The following is a 16,929-nucleotide window of genomic DNA, read 5'->3' as shown; positions in this document are numbered from 1 at the left end:
CGCCTTCCGCAGCGGTGATGCGTTCGTTGCCTTCCTGGGGTTGGATGTCCGCATACGCGACTCCGGCACGAAACGGGGGCAGCGCAAACTCACCAAACAGGGCGATCCAGAGTTGCGACGGCTGCTCTATCTGGCCGCGATGCAGGCCAAGTCGAAAGCCGCCTGGAGCGACTACTACCAGCGCTGCCTGGACCGTGGCCTGGCGACGACCCAGGCACTGAACGCCTTGGCTCGAAAGCTGGCCCGCGTCGCCTTCGCCCTGATGAAAAATCAGACCGATTACCAACCTAAGATCCCTTGTGGAGAGACATAGAATCTCCTACCGGTCGGGGAGCTTCAGCTCTTCCTCGGTCTCGTCGGCGGAGGCCACCCCGCCCCCGAAGTTCAGGCGCCACTCGAGATCGGCGCGCGAATCCGCCTTGTTCAGGGCCTCGTCCAGCATGACGTCGCCGGTCTTGAACAGCTTGACGATCGCCTGATCGAAGGTCTGCATGCCCACGGAGCTCCCCTTGGCCATGATCTCCTTGATCTCGCTGATCTTCTCGTCGCGGATCAGCTCGGAGATGTAAGGCGTGTTGACCAGAATTTCCAGCGCGGCAACGCGTCGCCCGTCCTTGGTCTGCAGCAGGCGCTGGGCGACGATCGCACGCAGGTTCAGTGACAGGTCCGACAGGATCTGCGGGCGGTTGTCCTCGGGGAACAGGTTGATCACTCGATCCAGGGCCTGGGTGGCATTGGTCGCGTGCAGGGTGGTCAGGACCAGGTGCCCGGTATCGGCATAGGTCAGCGCCGCGCGCATGGTCTCGCGCGAGCGGACCTCGCCGACCATGATCACGTCCGGGGCCTCGCGCATGCCCTCCTGCAGGGCGTGATCGAAGCTGGGGGTATCGATGCCCACCTCGCGCTGGCCGACGATGGAGCGCTTGTGGCTGAACAGAAACTCGATCGGATCCTCGACCGTCAGGATATGCCCACTCTGGTTCGTGTTGCGGTGATCGATCATCGACGCCAGGGTGGTCGACTTCCCGGTGCCGGTGGCCCCGACAATCAGGATCAGCCCGTCGTTGTAGGCCACAAACTGCTTGAGCACCTCGGGCAGCCCGAGCTGCTCGATGGTCGGGATGGCGACCCGGATGAAGCGGATGACCATCGCGACCTCGCCGCGCTGGCGATAGACATTCACACGAAAGCGCCCCAGGCCCTCGCGCGACAGGCCGAAGTTGACGGCCGTCTCGCGGTCGAAGGTCTCCGCCTGATGTTCGCTCATCAGCTCCCGCGCAATGCTCTCGGCCTGACCGGGCGCCAGCGCCTTGCGCGAGATCGGCTGCAGCGCGCCGTCGACCTTGATACTGGCCGGCGCGCCGGTCAGAAAAAACAGGTCCGAGGCGGCCTTCTGGGCCATCAACTTCAGGTAGGGCTCGATCTGCAACTGGCTCATGTTTTCTGTTTCCCCAACGACTAGCGCAGGTTGAAGTCCTCGGCGCGCTCGTCCACGGACAGGCCTTCGCCCTCATCCGTTACGGCGGGGGCCCCGTCGTCCTGGGCTCGCTGGCTGTCGAGCTTGATGCGCAGGCGCAGGTCGTTCACCGAGTCGGCGTTGCGCAGGGCCTCGTCATAACTGATGTGGCGATGCTCGTAGAGGTCGAACAGGGCCTGGTCGAAGGTCTGCATGCCCTGCTCGCGGGACCGGGACATCAGCTCCTTGATCTCGTGCACCTGGCCCTTCAGGATCAGGTCGGCCATCAGCGGGGTGTTGATCAGGATCTCCACCGCCGGCACCCGGCCCTCGCCGCCTTCCTTGCGTACCAGGCGTTGCGAAATCACGGCCTTCAGGTTCAGCGACAGGTCCATCAGGAGCTGTTCGCGCCGGTCCTCGGGGAAGAAGTTAATGATGCGGTCCAGTGCCTGGTTGGTGCTGTTCGCGTGCAGCGTCGACAGGCACAGATGCCCAGTCTCCGCGAAGGCAACGCCGTAGTCCATGGTCTCGCGGTCGCGGATCTCGCCGATCAGGATCACGTCCGGCGCCTGGCGCAAGGTGTTCTTCAGCGCGATCTCGTAGCTCTCGGTGTCCACCCCGACTTCACGCTGAGTGATGATGCTCATCGCATGCTCGTGAACGAACTCGATGGGGTCCTCGATGGTGACGATGTGGTCGGCTGTCGTGCGGTTGCGATAGCCGATCATGGCCGCCAGCGAGGTCGACTTGCCCGAGCCGGTGCCGCCGACAAAGATCACCAGGCCACGACGCTCCTGGGTAATCTTCTCCAGCTGCGGCGGCATCTGGATGTCCTCGAACTTCGGGATCACGGAATTGATGGTTCGCAGCACCATGCCCGGGCTGCCACGCTGGGTGAAGACGTTTACGCGAAAACGCGACACGCCCTGCAAGCCAATCGCGAAGTTGCACTCCTGGTGGCGCTCGAACTCGGCCGACTGCTTGTCGTTCATCATCGAGCGAACCAGCGCCTGGGTATGCGAGGCCGTCAGGTTCTGTTCGGTCATCCGCACCACGCGGCCGTCGATCTTCGCCGCCGGCGGCATGCCCACCGTGATGAACAGATCCGACCCGTCCCGGTCCACCAGGGCCCGTAGCAGGTCGTGCATGTACTTGATCGCCTTGTCACGATCCATGGCATTCTCCCTTGGTACCCGGTCCGACGGTCAAGCGCATCGGCGGCGTGGTGGTCAGATGGAATCCGGGTTGCTGGCCTTGCGGCGGGCGTCCTCGCGGCTGATCACGCCCTGCGCGAGCATGTCCTTCAGGCACTGATCCAGCGTCTGCATGCCGGAGCCGGAACTGGTCTGGATGGTCGAGTACATCTGCGCGATCTTGTTTTCGCGGATGAGGTTCCGGATCGCCGGCGTGCCGAGCATGATCTCGTGCGCCGCGACGCGCCCGCCGCCAATCTTCTTCATCAGGGTCTGCGCGATGACCGCACGCAGCGACTCCGACAGCATGGCCCGCACCATATCCTTCTCGGCCGCCGGGAACACGTCGACGATGCGGTCGATCGTCTTGGCCGCCGAACTGGTGTGCAGGGTGCCGAACACCAGGTGGCCGGTTTCGGCCGCGGTCAGGGCCAGGCGAATGGTCTCGAGATCACGCAGTTCGCCGACCAGGATGGTGTCCGGGTCCTCGCGCAGGGCCGAGCGCAGGGCCTCGCTGAAGCCGTGGGTGTCGCGGTGTACCTCGCGCTGGTTGATCAGGGACTTCTTCGATTCGTGCACGAACTCGATCGGGTCCTCGATGGTGAGAATATGCCCGTAGTCGTTTTCGTTGCGGTGGTTGACCATGCCCGCCAGCGTGGTGGACTTGCCCGAACCGGTCGGGCCGGTCACCAGCACGATACCGCGCGGGTAGTCCGAGATCTCCTCGAAGATGCGCGGGGCACCCAACTCTTCCAGCGTCAGGACCTTGGAGGGGATGGTACGGAAGACCGCCGCTGCGCCTCGATCCTGGTTAAAGGCGTTGACACGAAAACGCGCCAGCCCCGAGATTTCGAACGAAAAGTCTGTCTCCAGGAACTCTTCGTAGTCCTTGCGCTGGCGGTCGTTCATGATGTCGTAGATCAGGCCCTGGACCTCCTTGTGGTCCATGACCGGCACGTTCACCCGGCGCATGTCGCCGTCGATACGTACCATCGGCGGCATGCCCGCGGAGATGTGCAGGTCCGAGGCCCCGTTCTTGACCGAAAAGGCCAGCAACTGCGTGATATCCATGCATCCCCCTGTTGTCGGGCGTAACGCCGACCCGCGCCAACGCCCTGGTGGCAGCCACGACCACCACCCCCTGTCGCTTATGACGGCCCGCGCGAAAATCCGCGGTGACCTTGTGTTCTTCCGGACTATATCATAGGGAAATGACCACACCAGACCATGCCCTGAGCACCGTTCGAGCCCGTATCGAGGCCGCCTGCCGCGAGGCCGGACGCGACCCGGATTCGGTCCGTCTATTGGCCGTCAGCAAGACCCGCGGTGCGGACGAGATCCGTGCCCTGCATGCTCTGGGACAGTCCGCCTTCGGCGAGAATTACGCCCCGGAGCTGGTGGACAAGTACGACACCCTGGAGGCCGCACCCGCGCCGCTCGGCCTCGAGTGGCACTTCATCGGCGCGCTGCAAGGCAACAAGACCCGCGCGGTGGCCGAACGCGCCGCCTGGGTGCATACCGTCGACCGCGAGCGTATCGCCCGGCGCCTGTCGGATCAGCGTCCGGAGGGCATGCCGCCGCTGCAGGTATGCCTGCAGGTCAACATCAGCGAGGAACCGCAAAAGGCCGGCGTCGCACCCGGGGAGGTCGCCGCCCTGGCCGCCGCAGTGCAGGACCTGCCCGGCCTCGCGTTGCGCGGACTGATGGCCATTCCGGCCACCGCCGCCGACATCCCGCTACAGCGGGAACCCTTCGCGCGCCTGCGCGCCCTGCTCGATACCCTGAACGCAGGGGGCCATTCGCTGGATACACTGTCCATGGGGATGTCGGGCGATCTCGAGGCCGCCATTCTCGAGGGGGCAACCATCGTGCGCATCGGCACCGCCCTGTTCGGCCCGCGCCAACCCAAATGCAAGGAATCCACATGACGGAACACCGCTTCGAGGTCGGCTTCGTCGGGGCCGGCAACATGGGCGAGGCCCTGCTTCAGGGGCTGGTCCAGTCCGGCCATGCCGCCGAACGCATCGCCATCGCCGACAAGGGCGCCGAGCGCGTACGCGATCTGCAGGCGCGTTACCCGGGGCTCGCCAGTGGTAGCGCCACCGAACTGGCGGCCCAGAGCGCCACCCTGGTGCTTGCGGTGAAGCCACAGACCCTGCCGGAGCTCGCCCCGACGCTGCGCGATGCGGTGCAGCAGGGTCAACCGCTGGTGATCTCGGTAGCCGCGGGCACCACCACCACCCAGTTGGCCGGGTGGCTGGGCGACGCCACGCGCCTGGTCCGCGCGATGCCGAACACCCCGGCCCTGGTCGGCGCCGGGGTCACCGGACTCTACGCCGCCCCCACCGCAAGCCCCGAGGATCGCGCCACGGCCACCCGGCTGCTGGAGGCGGTGGGCCGCGCGATCTGGGTGGAGGACGAGGAGCAGATGCACGCCGTGACCGCCACCTCCGGCAGCGGACCGGCCTACGTGTTCCTGATGATCGAGGCGATGCAGGAGGCCGCGAAGTCACTGGGGCTGCCGGCGGATACCGCACTGGAACTGACCCTGGGCACCCTGGCCGGGGCCACCCGTCTGGCCGCAGAGGGCGACGAGAGCGCCGCGGAGCTGCGCCATCGCGTCACCTCCCCGGGCGGCACCACCGAACGCGCCCTGCAGGTCCTGGAGGACGGCGACCTGCGCGACCTGATGCGCCGCGCCATGACCGCAGCCGCCGAACGCTCGCGCGAACTCGGCCGCTGAAACCCTGAGTCACCACGAAACGCACGAAGGAGGGCCCGGTCAAGAGCGGTTGGTGGTGGGGCAATCAGCGCAGTTCTGCCAACAACTGGCGGATCATGCGCTCGGCCTGGGGGCCATAGCCGCCGCCGAACAGGTGGTCGTGGTTGAGGATGTGGTAGAGGTTGTAGAGTGTGCGCCGCACGCCATAGCCGGGGTCGATGGGCAGAATCTCCTCGTAGGCGGCGACGAAGTCCTGGCCCGGGTGACCGAACAGCTCCATCATCGCCAGGTCGGCCTCGCGGTCGCCGTAGTACACCGCCGGATCGAAGATCGTCACGCTGCCATCCGCCAGGAACCCCCAGTTGCCGCTCCACAGGTCGCCGTGCAGCAGGGAGGGTTCCGGCTGATAGTCGCTAAAGAAGCCGCCCAGCGAGGACTCCAGTTCCTCCAGCGCCCCCAGTAGCGATCCCGCCGCCCCACGCTCCCGCGCCAGCCGACGCTGGAAGCCCAGACGTTCATCACGATAGAACGCCGCCCAGTCGTCGTGCTCGGTATTCGGTTGCGGCGTACTGCCAATGAAATTGTCGTGATCCAGCCCGAAGCGCGGACGGGTCTTCTGGTGCATGTCGGCAATCCCGTGCCCCAGAGCCACCCCGTCGCGGGGGCCGCCCAGCGCCAGGTTCTCCAGCACCAGAAAGTGCGTGCCACCCGCCGATCCGGTGCCGACGACAGCGGGGATTTTCAGGCGTTCGCAGCGCGCGAGTTCTTCCAGGCCGCGCGCCTCGGCCGCGAACATCGCAGCGCCCTCGCCCCCACTCAGCTTGACGAAGAACGCCCGCCCGTCGCTTCCGGTGAAACGCTGCGCCTGATTGATGGAGCCCCCGGAACAGGCCTGGCTTCCTGTTGGCTCGAAGGGCATTCCGGTATGGTCGGCAATACACTGGGCCACCGCCGCCGTCACGGCATCGGGGCCCGTTGAATCGAATTGGTTCATCCTTGGCATCCGGGTTCCATGTCAGTGTGCAGGTTACCGGCTGTCGCAGGATCCGTCAGGAGACCCCCATGGCCTTTCGCAAGCTCGAACCTCTGTGCGACAAGATCGGCGCCGAGCGCATCCGCGCGGTGATCGACGACTTTTACCGCCGCCTGTCGGCCGACCCCCAGATCGGCCATCACTTCGCGCGCATCCAGGATTTTCCGGATCACGTGAAACGCATCGCCGATTTCTGGTACATGAACCTGGGCGGGCGCCTGGAAGAGCCGCCGACCATCGACATGGTCGGCAAGCACGCACCGCTGAACCTGACCGAGGCCGACCTGGCCGTCTGGATGCGCCACTTCAAGGCCACGACCGAGGAGCACCTGGAGCCACCTCTGGCGGCCGAATGGCAGCAATTGGCCGACGGCATCGCCAGTCGCATGCGCGAGGACATCATCCGCGGCTGACCCGCCTTTGTTTGCACCACGAAACACACCAAGGCACGAAGAAGGGCCACGTCCAGGTCAAGCACCGTTCAGAGGAAGCCGGGAGCATTGTGGCGTGGCGACGGGCGAGCCCCGTGCCTGGAGCCTTTGCGGTCGCCGTTGGCGATGCCCTGCGGCGAGGGCCCGTGGCGGATGTCCGTCACCAAATCGGCTCCTGACAGGCCGTCGCGCCAGGGGTCGGCAGAGGCCTCAGGCCTCCGGGCGATCGAGCGCCTGCTGCTCTTCAAGCCTTCCGGTTGCAAACCGCCCTTGGCCTTCTTCGTGGCTTTGTGCGCTTCGCGGCGGGCAGACTAGCAGGCGTTGTCGGTATAACCCGGGGCGTCGCAGAAGGCACGGCTGAGGGTGATGCCCGCCTCGCCAGGCAGTGTGGCCAGGTGGCGTTCGCGGCTCGCGGCGAGGCCATCCTGCGGCGTGACCGGATACAGCAGGGTGGCCAGCGACGGCGGCTCCTGCCCCAGGCGGACCGCGTACAGGATGCGGTAGGCAAACACACGGCGGATGTAGTCGCGGGTCTCGGAGAACGGGATCAGTTCGGCCCAGATATCCGGATCCATCGCGCGGTCCTCCGGCAGCCAGGAACTCACGCGGTGGGCGCCGGCATTGTAGGCCGCGGAGGACAGCATGCTGTGGCCTCCGAAACGGTCGAGATTGCGCCGCAGGTAGTAGGTGCCAAGCCGGGCATTGGTCGCCGGGTCGAGGATGTCCCAGTCGGAGTTCACGCGCACACCCGCCGCCGAGGCGATCGACCGACCCGTCGCGGGCATGACCTGCATGATACCCAGCGCCCCGGCACCGGAACGGACGTCGTAGAGGAAGGCACTCTCCTGGCGTGCGATCGCCATGGCCCAGGCCGGGTCGATACCCTGTTCACGGGCGCCGGCCACGATCAGGTCATCAAAGGCGAGCGGGAAGCGCAGCTCGATGTCGTCCCAGTTGCGGGCGCGCGCCGCGGTGAAGATCGCGCGGTCGTGCCAGCCCCAGTCGGCGAAGGTGCGCGCCGCCGCCTCCAGCTCTGCAGTATCCATGTCGGCCACGGCGTGCGTCCATTCGCGGCGGGCCTCGGCGTTACGGTCCAGGCGGACCAGTTCGCGCATGCGCTGCATGCCGGCGTGCGTGCGCATGGCGGCACGCTGCCCGTCTTCCAGCACCAGGGGCTGATGCCCGATGCGATAGGGCTGCCCCAGGCGGTCGGCCGCCAGGAAGCCGTAGAAGTTGCGTTCGCGGGCCGCGCGCTCGTAGAAGCCGCGTGCGGCCTCCAGCGACTCGATCTGTTCCAGGGCACGGGCATACCAGTACTGCCACGCCGCCTCGTCGCGCACGTCGCGATCCATGGCGCGGATCGCGTCCATCACCACCTCCCAGTCGCGCTCGTACAATGCCGCGCGCACCTGCCACTGGCGCAACTGGGTGTCGAACACCTCGGGCTCCAGGGCCGCCATGAAGTCCAGCGCCTCGGGGCGATAGCGCAGCGCGAGGCGCAGGGCCAGGGCATGCTGCACGCGCCCGGCCGATTCGGAAGACAGTCCGAGATCACGCCCGTCCTTCTCCCAGCCTTCCAGGGCGGCATCCAGGTCCTGGCGGATCCAGCGGGTGAAGGCCCGCTCCATCAGCGCCTCGGCCGAGCGGTGAGCACCGGCGTCGAAGTCGGCCTCCACAACCCGTGCGGGCTGGCTGGCCAGATCCAGCCAGCGCTCCGCCCACGGGCGGTCATCGCGGTCAAGGTAGCGGCGCAAGTAACGAGCCAGACCCGTCTGTCCCGCCTCGACGGCCAGCACGAATCGATCCCAGGCGAGTTCACCGGTCAGCCCACCGGCATCGCGCCAGGCCTTCAGGGCCGGGTCGCAGGCCGAAGGGCGCGACTGCCCGTGCAGCCAGATGGACTCCACGTCCTCCAGGGCCGCATCGCGTTCTCCCGTCTCCAACAGCGCCTGGCGGCGATTGCAGTCCTGCTCGACGGACAGCGAACGGTCCGAATCGAGGAATTCGAGATACGCCCCCCACTGCTCTTCGCGCGCGAGATGCGTCAGATAGCTCCCGTGCAGCCGGGCTGCCAGCGGGGTGTCGTCATGCTCGCGTACAAAGCGGCGCACGGCATCCGGGTCGGCGCGATTGAGATTGCGCGCCAGATCGCGGTAATCCAGGTAAGGGGTCAGTGGGTAGCCGGTCAGGGTGCTGCGCGCGGCGCGGTAGGCCGTCATGTCGCCGCGGTTCAGGGCGCGCTCGGCGAGCAGGTACAGGCTGCGCTCGAAGACATAAAGGTCTTCTTCGCCAGCGGCCGCCGGCAGCGCCGCCGCCAGGACCAGCAACAGGCCGGCCAGCCCGGCGATTACGTTCCTGGATTGGAGCATGCCCCGCCCTCGTATCAATGGTTTCCTATCATCGGCCTGCACCGGGACGCTTGCAATGAGAATCCTCCGGTTTCGCGCGACGCGGGCGGCAGTTCCGGCATTCCGGGGTTTCAAGAGCCCCTTAACCCGTCTCCAGGGTGCGAAACTCGCCCCGCGCGAGACCATCGAGGGTCCAGGAGTCGACCCGGTAACGCACCAGGCGCAGGGTCGGGTGACCCACCGCCGCGGTCATTCGGCGAACCTGGCGGTTGCGCCCCTCGCGCAGGGTGAGCGCCAGCCAGCGGGTCGGGATATGGCGCCGAAAACGCACGGGTGGGTCGCGCTCCGGGATGTCCGGCGGGTCCATGCGTTCCACCTGCGCCGGGCGGGTCAGGCCATCCTTCAACTCGACACCCTCGCGCAGGGCATGCAACGCGGCATCGTCGGGTTCGCCCTCGACTTGAACCCAGTAGGTCTTGCTGGTCTTGTGCTGTGGCTGGGTCAGACGCGCGTTCAGACGCCCATCGTCGGTCAGGACCAGCAGGCCCTCGCTGTCACGGTCCAGACGACCGGCCGGATAGACCCCGGGGATCGCGATGTAGTCGGCCAGTGTCGGACGACCCTCGGGGTCGGTGAACTGGGGCAGGACACCCCAGGGCTTGTGGAACAATACGACCCGGGCCATAACCAGTGCCTCAGTCGCAGCGCAGGGTGACGCGTTCGGCAAAGTGCCGGCCGAGGTCGTAATCCACGCTGGCGCCATAGTCCAGCGCCAGCGCGCGCGCCACCAGCGCCGGATCCGGGCGCGGCCGTTCGAGCCGGGCCTGACAGGTCGCATCCACCAGTCCGGACGCATCAAGAATCTCCGTACCATGCGGGTCCTGATGCAGGATCTCGATGAAATACGTCGGGTCGTAGACCCGGTAGGCCAGCGGCTCGTCGGTCGGATCGACCGGTTGCTCCAGCTCCAGCCGGAAGCGGAAGTGCAGCAGCCCCGCGTCCATGGCCATCCGGGGATCGGCGGCGGCCGCGATCCCGAGCGCCTCTCCAGCCACCTCCAGGTGGCTGTACCAGCGGTACTCGTCCAGATTGTCGAGGATCTCGGTGGCAAGCCCCTGCAGGCGCGCCTCCGGCGTATCGCCGGACTGATGCTCCTGGGCATCGTCGTACAGGTACTGCCCGTAGGTCGGGTCGAAGCGCCAGTGATGGAGCATATGGGTGATCTGCCCCTCGCCGTCGCGCTCGAAGCTGATCCGCAGGTCGATCCAGGCATGCGGGTGCGCCTGTACGCCGGCCGGCAGAAGCACGAGCGCGGCCAGCACCACGCCGCCCAGGATGTGCAGGCGGCGCATCATGCCGTCTGCCTCGTATCCGTCAGGCCCCAGGCGCCGGCGGCGGCCAGGAGCCGGGCGTGGTAGGCGGGGGCAACACCCAGGTCGTGCAGCCAGGCGGACGCGTCCGGATCGGGGCCCGTCGGATGCAATTCTCCGGGCGCTGGCAGATCCGGGATACGGTCGGCGAGGCCGGTCAGCCGGCGCGAGCGGCGCAGCCGGTCGGCCTGCCCGGCGATGGCCGCGGCTACGGCGGGCGCGCGACGGATGTTGCAGCGGGTGACGGCCGGCGGGTCGGCCAGGACCGTGTCGAGGTCGCGCAACCGGCGCAGGATACGCGCGGCCGTCTTCGGTCCGACCCCGTCGATTCCGGGAATGTTGTCGCTGGCATCCCCGGCCAGGGCCAGCATGTCCGCGACTTGCTCGGGGCGGATGCGAAAGCGCTTTTCGATGGCGCGACGATCCATGTCGACCCCGCGCTCCGGGTCGTGCAGGCGATCCTGCCCGCCCAGGATGACCTGGGTCAGATCCTTGTCGGCACTCTTCACATCGATGCGATAGCCGGCCACGCGCCCGGCGCGGGCCAGGCTGGCGATCAGGTCGTCGGCCTCGTACTCCGCGTCGGCCAGAGTCGCAAACCCCAGCCGGCCCAGCAGTTCGCGGATGCGCGCGAACTGCTCGCGCAGCTCCGGCGGGGCCGGCGGGCGATGGGCCTTGTAGGCAGGGTCAATGCGGTGACGAAAACCCCGGCGCAGGCCGGTGTCGAAACAAAAGGCCACCGGGCCCGGCGCGCAGGCCGGCAACCACTGGCAGAGCGAGTGCACCAGGCCGTGCAGCGCACCGCCCGGCCGGCCCTGCGGATCCGGATCCAGGCCACGCGCGAACCAGGCGCGAAAGACAAAGATGCTGCTGTCGACCAGGGTCAGGGTCGGCAACCGCGCATCCGGCACTGGGCCGGCGTCAGGCGAGGCGTTCAAGGTCCTTCCGCACGCCAGCGATGGACTGGTCGAAGCCCGCGCGCTCCTCGGCATTCAGTTCCAGCTCGATGGCACGCTCCATCCCGCCCTGACCGAGGATGCAGGGCACGCCCATGGCCACGTCGCGCTCGCCGTATTCGCCGTCCAGCAGGGCCACCGTGGGCAGCACCCGCCGCCGATCCAAGGCGATCGCCTCGACCATCTCGGCGATGGCCGCCGCCGGGGCGCCGTAGGCGCTGGAGGTCTGCTTCAGGGCCAGGATCTCGGCACCGCCGTGCCGGGTTCGCTCGACGATGTTGTCCAGCGTGGCCTGATCCATGAAGTGATCCAGCGGCACACCGTTGATGGACGAATAGCGCAGCATCGGAACCATGGCATCGCCGTGGCCGCCCAGCACCAGCGCCTGAATGTCATGGGTGGAAAGGCCGGTCTCCAGCGCGATGAAGGCGGCCATGCGCGAGGTATCCAGCACCCCGGCCTGGCCGAAGATACGGTCGCGGCTCCAGCCGGTCTTCTGCCAGGCGCGGTAGGTCAGCACATCCACCGGGTTGGAGACCACCAGGATCCGGCTCTGCGGGGCATGAACCAGGATGTCCTGCAGGATCACATCGAGGATTTCGACGTTCTTGTCCAGCACGTCGGAGCGCGACATGCCGGGCTTGCGCGGCAACCCGGCGGTGATGATCACCAGCTCCGCACCGGCGATCACCGACGCCTCGTGGCTGCCGGTCAGCCGGGTATCGAAACGCAGCAGTGGCGCAGTCTCCTGGATATCCAGGGCGGCGCCGGCCGCCGCGCCCTCGCGCACATCCAGCAGCGCGATCTCGCGGGCGATGTCGCGGCGGGCCAGAAACTGGGCGGTGGATTCGCCGACGCGTCCGGCGCCGATAATGGCGATCTTCTGCATGCGCTGCTCCTCCTACAGGACTGCGTTACAGGCGGGCGACCCCGCTGTCGCGGGCGGCCTGACTGATCGCCTGCGGCACCGTGTCGATCAGACGCGGATCGAACGGGGTCGGCAGGATGTAGTTCGGGCCGAATTCGAGCGTCTCCAGCCCGTAGGCATCCAGCACCACCTGCGGGACGGGCTCGCGAGCCAGTCCGGCCAGGGCGTGTACCGCGGCCACCAGCATCTCGTCATTGATCGTCCGGGCGCGCACATCCAGCGCGCCGCGGAAGATGAACGGGAAGCCGAGCACGTTGTTCACCTGGTTCGGGTAGTCCGAGCGCCCGGTGGCCATGATCAGGTCGTCGCGGGTTGCGTGCGCCAGCTCCGGACGGATCTCCGGGTCCGGGTTGGACAGGGCGAAGACAATCGGCTTCGGCGCCATGGACTGCAGCATCTCCGCAGTCAGCAGGTCCGGGCCGGACAGCCCAATGAACACGTCGGCACCGGCACAGGCATCGGCCAGGCTGCGCGCGTCGGTGTCCACCGCGAAGATCTGCTTGTATTCGTTCAGGTCATCGCGCTGGCTGTGGATCACACCCTTGCGATCCACCATGAACAGGTTCTTCTTCGCCGCGCCCAGGCGGACCAGCAGCTGCATGGACGCGATCCCGGCAGCCCCGGCGCCGACACAGACGATCTTTGCCTCGCTCAGTTTCTTGCCCTGGATCTCCAGCGCGTTGACCAGGCCGGCCGCGGTGATGATCGCGGTGCCGTGCTGATCGTCATGAAAGACCGGGATATCCAGGCGTTCGGACAGGCGGCGCTCGATCTCGAAGCAGTGCGGCGCGGCAATATCTTCCAGATTGATGCCACCAAAGCCGCCGGCAATGCGCGCGACCGTGTTGATGAAGTCCTCCGGCTGCGCGGCGTCCACCTCGATATCGAACACGTCGATATTGGCGAAGGCCTTGAACAGTACGCCCTTGCCCTCCATCACCGGTTTGGACGCGAGCGCACCCACGTTGCCCAGCCCCAGCACCGCGGTGCCATCGGTAATCACTGCGACCAGGTTGCCCTTGCCGGTATAGCGATAGGCCAGCTCCGGGTCCTTGGCGATTGCCCGCACCGGTGCAGCGACGCCCGGCGAGTAGGCCAGCGACAGATCATCCTGGGTGGCGGTGGGCTTGGTGATGTGGATCGCCAGCTTCCCGGCCGGCTGCTGCTCGTGGTACTCCAGCGCGCGCTGGTTGAAATCCTTGGACATGGTGTAGCGAGGCCTTTTGTCGGACGGTTGCTTCAGAAACAGGTACAGGCCCGGTGCGGTAGGCCCGCACCGGAAACGAAATCAGTTGACCGGGTGGGTGGGGACGGACCCGCGCCGGGCCTCGTCATACACCGGGCGGTACTGATCGGCCAGACGGGTGAGTTCGCGCTGGCGCGAAGCCGGTGCCGGGTGAGTGCTCAGGAATTCCGGCTGACCGCCATTGGCCTGGGCAGCCATCTTGCGCCAGAGAGTGGCCGCGGCATCCGGGTTGTAACCGGCCCGCGCCGCCAGCTCGATACCGATGCGGTCGGCCTCGGATTCCATACCCCGGCTATGCGGGAGCTGCACGGCGAGCACAGCCCCCAGCGCCGCTCCGGTCAGGGCCAGATCCGAACGGTCGCCGGAGAGGGCGTACCCCGTCAGGGCCAGATTGCTGGCCAGCGCGACCGACATCTTTTCCGCCGTATGCGCCGACAGCGCGTGGGCAATCTCATGCCCGATGATCTGCGCGAGCTCGTCATCGGTCAGCTCCAGCTGTTCGATGATGCCCGAGTAGATCGCCATCTTGCCGCCCGCCATGGCGAAGGCGTTGACGGTATCCGGGGCCTCGATCACCGCGATCTCCCAGTCCCAGTCCGCGGTCTCGGGACGGTACTTGACCGCCTGCGCAACCACCTTTTCGGTGATGCCCTGCACCCGCGCGGTCATCGCAGGATCGGCATTGATGCGACCCTCCTCGCGCGCCGGAGCCAGCATCTCGACGTAGGCGCTGCGCGAGGCGTCGATCGCCTGATTCTCGGAAACCAGCATCAGCTGCGAGCGTCCGGTCACCGGATTGGTGGTACAACCGGGGATCGCCACGGCCAGGCCGGCGGCGACCAGAACCGTCAGGAACAGAGAGGCCAGACGACCGCGAGCGGTCCGCCAGGACTTGGAAAGAGCACGCATTATTCCGGTACCTCTAGATCGAGCGGATGGCGTATGCGCATCCGGAGTCGGTCTCTCCAAGGATACACCTGACCGCGCACAATCACCGCCTCGCCGTTCAAGGTATCGGGCTGGAGATCGGGCCAGTGATCGCGGTCACGCCCGCGAATCAGGACGTCCAGCGGCCCGTCCAGCTCCAGCACCCAGTGCCGCGACGTCTCGCGCACCGCCACCACCTCGCCTCGCACCCGCAGCCGGCCCTGGCGCAGGGCACCGGAACGCGGGTCCAGCATCCGGACCGGCAGGGCCGCCGGGCGCTCCAACCACAGACCCCGCTGCCCTGCCCGTGCTTCGGCCTCGGCCACGTAGAAGCAGGTATCCAGGGCGGTCGGCTGCGGCCCGGGGCGCGGCATCGCTTCGCCGGCGGCAATCAATTCGGCCGCCAGCAACGGCCCGCCGGGCAGCCAGGCATGCATGCGCAGGCGCCCTTCGGCGTCCCGGGCGGGACGGCCCGGGCGCAGGATCAGCCGCTGATCGACCGCGTCCAGCCGGGCGGCCAGTGCCTCGCGCAGCCCCTCGTGAAGATGCAGGGGTCGCATCGGGCCGGCCCTCTCCGGCAGCGGCGCGGCCGGGGCCAGACCAATCACCTGAACGGTCCGCCCATCGGTCAACCGCAGACTATCGAAGCCCTGGACGCGCTCCACCTCGACCTCCTGAAGCCCGCGCGGATCCTGATCCGCCAGCCGGCACTCGGCCCGGGCCGCAGTGGCCAGCAGCACCAGGGCCAAGCCCACAACGCAGACGAGGGCGCCCCGCAGGACGCCCTCGTCGGGTCGGACAACGCCCGCCGCAGCAGTCACGTGTCCGTTCGCGTTGCGCGCCATCCGGCGCGCCGCAGCCTCAGAATGCGAAGCGGCGGTTGAACTTGTCGACCTGGCCGGCGGTATCAACGATCTTCTGCTTGCCGGTGTAGAACGGATGGCATTGCGAGCACACGTCCAGGTGCATCTCCTCGCCGGAGAGCGTGGAGCGGGTCTCGAACTGCGTACCGCAGCTGCAGATAACCTTGACGTTGTGGTAGTTCGGATGGATGTCGGCTTTCATGGTCGGCTCACGCAGGTTCTGGCGAAAAGTCCGATAGCATAGCGGTGCTACCCGCCCGAGCGCAAGACCGGGTTGCGACGGCATTTGCAGAGCGCGTTTCAACTCTGGGTGACAACTGCCTGAATGGCCGGGTGGTTTTACCCGCGCGGACAACCTGTGGATAACTTTGTGGACGAATTGTCGCACCCGGAACGGAATCCACCAAAAACGTCAAGTGGGAAATGCCCGGCCTCGGCAAAACAGAACCGCAATACACTGATTATTCCGCATTAATTCCACCCCCCAGTCGACGGCCATTCAGCCAGACCCGGGGCCATCGCTTCCCGCGGGGTATCGGCGTGCTCTGTGCATAAGGGCCGCCGTATGTCCATCGTTAGCCCCTGACTTTCGGGGCAATCGCGGTGTAGATGGCCGAATAATCCGCATCGGCCAGGCCCTGTTCACGCGCCTGATCCAGCAGATCCGCCAGCAGCGGCAGCCACGGCCCCACCAAATGGGCATCCTCCACCGCGCGCTCGGTCAGGCGCACATCCTTCAGCAGGTGCTTGACCGGAAAGTTGGCGGTACCGAAGTCGCCGGACAGCATTTTGTCCAGCTTCTTGTCGAAGGTCGGGGCATACAGGGCACTGTCGCGCAGGATCTCCATGAAGGTATCCACCTCCACCCCCTCGCGCCGCACCAGTCCCAGGCTGAGGGAAAACGCCGCCGTGAGACTCGCGATCAGCTGGTTGAAGGCCAGCTTCAGCGCCGCCCCCTGCCCGACCGAACCGACATGCCGGGGTGTCTCGCCCAGAGCCGCCAGTACCGGCTGGGCCCGGGCAAAGTCGGCCTCGCGGTCGGCGCCCGCCATGATCAGCAGACGGCCATCCCGGGCCTCGGGGATGGAACCCAGCACCGGCGCCTCCAGGTAGCAGGCGCCGGCGCCCCGCACCCGTTCCGCCAGGGCCCGGCTCTCGGCCGGCAGGATGGTCGCCATCTGGATCACGCAGCGACCATCCAGCGCGCCGGCCGGCAAGGCATCCAGCACGGCATGGATGGCCGCGGCATCACTCAGCATCAGCACCAGCACGTCCGCCTCCGCGACGGCCGCGGCGGGCGAACTGTGAACGGAGACCCCCTCGGCCGCCAGATCGCTTGCGCGCGCGACCGTGCGGTTGTAGGCCACCACGGGAAATCCGGCCTGCAAAAGACGCAGGCCCATGGGTTGCCCCATGAGCCCGCATCCCAGCAGCGCCACTCGGGACGCAGCCATCG

The 16,929-nt window shown here is 67.1% G+C and carries 18 protein-coding genes; 4 read left to right on the top strand and 14 right to left on the bottom strand.

What is annotated here, in order from left to right:
• Window positions 1-313: IS110 family transposase (locus G335_RS13490; RefSeq protein ID WP_043689836.1), on the top strand; the 313-nt coding region annotated here is incomplete at its 5' end.
• Window positions 314-319: 6 nt separating this feature from the next.
• Here the strand turns inward: G335_RS13490 and G335_RS0104175 are convergent.
• From G335_RS0104175 to G335_RS0104165, 3 genes are read right to left on the bottom strand one after another with little or no spacing between them, the layout of a single operon-like run.
• On the bottom strand, window positions 320-1,438 hold the full coding sequence (locus G335_RS0104175; protein WP_018168931.1) for a PilT/PilU family type 4a pilus ATPase: 1,119 nt from the start codon (window positions 1,436-1,438) through the stop codon (window positions 320-322).
• Between the two features lie 20 nt (window positions 1,439-1,458).
• Complete coding sequence (locus tag G335_RS0104170) at window positions 1,459-2,631, bottom strand: PilT/PilU family type 4a pilus ATPase (protein ID WP_018145115.1); 1,173 nt, start codon at window positions 2,629-2,631, stop codon at window positions 1,459-1,461.
• Between the two features lie 54 nt (window positions 2,632-2,685).
• On the bottom strand, window positions 2,686-3,720 hold the full coding sequence (locus G335_RS0104165; RefSeq protein ID WP_018145114.1) for a type IV pilus twitching motility protein PilT: 1,035 nt from the start codon (window positions 3,718-3,720) through the stop codon (window positions 2,686-2,688).
• A 140-nt stretch (window positions 3,721-3,860) separates the two neighbouring features.
• Between G335_RS0104165 and G335_RS0104160 the strand changes: the two genes are divergently transcribed.
• Window positions 3,861-4,577 carry a YggS family pyridoxal phosphate-dependent enzyme gene (locus tag G335_RS0104160; protein WP_018168930.1) on the top strand — a complete coding sequence of 239 codons (717 nt, stop codon included), beginning with the start codon at window positions 3,861-3,863 and terminating at the stop codon, window positions 4,575-4,577.
• Window positions 4,574-5,392, top strand: a complete 819-nt coding sequence (proC, locus tag G335_RS0104155) for a pyrroline-5-carboxylate reductase (RefSeq protein WP_018168929.1) — start codon at window positions 4,574-4,576, stop codon at window positions 5,390-5,392. The genes G335_RS0104160 and proC overlap by 4 nt, the downstream gene beginning before the upstream one ends.
• Window positions 5,393-5,456: 64 nt before the next feature.
• Here the strand turns inward: proC and G335_RS0104150 are convergent, their stop codons facing one another.
• Window positions 5,457-6,365: a fructosamine kinase family protein gene (locus G335_RS0104150; RefSeq protein ID WP_018168928.1), complete on the bottom strand. Its 909-nt coding sequence runs from the start codon at window positions 6,363-6,365 to the stop codon at window positions 5,457-5,459.
• Window positions 6,366-6,433: 68 nt separating this feature from the next.
• Here G335_RS0104150 and G335_RS0104145 point away from each other — a divergent pair, with 68 nt between their 5' ends.
• Complete coding sequence (locus tag G335_RS0104145; RefSeq protein ID WP_018168927.1) at window positions 6,434-6,817, top strand: group III truncated hemoglobin; 384 nt, start codon at window positions 6,434-6,436, stop codon at window positions 6,815-6,817.
• A 329-nt stretch (window positions 6,818-7,146) separates the two neighbouring features.
• Here the strand turns inward: G335_RS0104145 and G335_RS0104140 are convergent, their stop codons facing one another.
• From G335_RS0104140 to G335_RS0104095, 10 genes are all read right to left on the bottom strand, one after another.
• Window positions 7,147-9,204, bottom strand: a complete 2,058-nt coding sequence (locus G335_RS0104140) for a transglycosylase SLT domain-containing protein (RefSeq protein ID WP_018168926.1) — start codon at window positions 9,202-9,204, stop codon at window positions 7,147-7,149.
• A gap of 121 nt (window positions 9,205-9,325) precedes the next feature.
• Window positions 9,326-9,868, bottom strand: coding sequence for a pseudouridine synthase (locus G335_RS0104135; RefSeq protein ID WP_018168925.1), 543 nt, complete (start codon window positions 9,866-9,868; stop codon window positions 9,326-9,328).
• Between the two features lie 10 nt (window positions 9,869-9,878).
• Window positions 9,879-10,538, bottom strand: coding sequence for a DUF1007 family protein (locus G335_RS0104130; RefSeq protein ID WP_018175984.1), 660 nt, complete (start codon window positions 10,536-10,538; stop codon window positions 9,879-9,881).
• The gene (locus G335_RS0104125) at window positions 10,535-11,491 is read right to left on the bottom strand and encodes a 5'-3' exonuclease H3TH domain-containing protein (RefSeq protein ID WP_196799402.1); all 957 of its coding nucleotides are present in this window, start codon (window positions 11,489-11,491) and stop codon (window positions 10,535-10,537) included. The genes G335_RS0104130 and G335_RS0104125 overlap by 4 nt, the downstream gene beginning before the upstream one ends.
• Window positions 11,475-12,398, bottom strand: a complete 924-nt coding sequence (gene mdh / locus G335_RS0104120; protein WP_018175983.1) for a malate dehydrogenase — start codon at window positions 12,396-12,398, stop codon at window positions 11,475-11,477. Before mdh ends, G335_RS0104125 begins: the two co-directional genes overlap by 17 nt.
• 25 nt (window positions 12,399-12,423) lie before the next feature.
• The gene (locus G335_RS0104115) at window positions 12,424-13,644 is read right to left on the bottom strand and encodes a malic enzyme-like NAD(P)-binding protein (protein ID WP_018175982.1); all 1,221 of its coding nucleotides are present in this window, start codon (window positions 13,642-13,644) and stop codon (window positions 12,424-12,426) included.
• Window positions 13,645-13,725: 81 nt separating this feature from the next.
• Window positions 13,726-14,592 carry a M48 family metallopeptidase gene (locus tag G335_RS0104110; protein ID WP_018175981.1) on the bottom strand — a complete coding sequence of 289 codons (867 nt, stop codon included), beginning with the start codon at window positions 14,590-14,592 and terminating at the stop codon, window positions 13,726-13,728.
• Window positions 14,592-15,455, bottom strand: coding sequence for a thermonuclease family protein (locus G335_RS0104105; RefSeq protein ID WP_018175980.1), 864 nt, complete (start codon window positions 15,453-15,455; stop codon window positions 14,592-14,594). The genes G335_RS0104110 and G335_RS0104105 overlap by 1 nt, the downstream gene beginning before the upstream one ends.
• Before the next feature lie 16 nt (window positions 15,456-15,471).
• Entirely contained in the window at window positions 15,472-15,675 is a 204-nt protein-coding gene (rpmE, locus tag G335_RS0104100) for a 50S ribosomal protein L31 (RefSeq protein ID WP_018145101.1), read from the bottom strand.
• Between the two features lie 373 nt (window positions 15,676-16,048).
• Window positions 16,049-16,927: an NAD(P)-dependent oxidoreductase gene (locus G335_RS0104095; RefSeq protein ID WP_077276958.1), complete on the bottom strand. Its 879-nt coding sequence runs from the start codon at window positions 16,925-16,927 to the stop codon at window positions 16,049-16,051.
• Window positions 16,928-16,929 lie beyond the last annotated feature (2 nt).

The organism is Thioalkalivibrio sp. AKL8, assembly GCF_000380525.1.
Classification (GTDB): domain Bacteria; phylum Pseudomonadota; class Gammaproteobacteria; order Ectothiorhodospirales; family Ectothiorhodospiraceae; genus Thioalkalivibrio; species Thioalkalivibrio versutus.
This window is presented reverse-complemented; position numbering and strand designations above follow the sequence as displayed.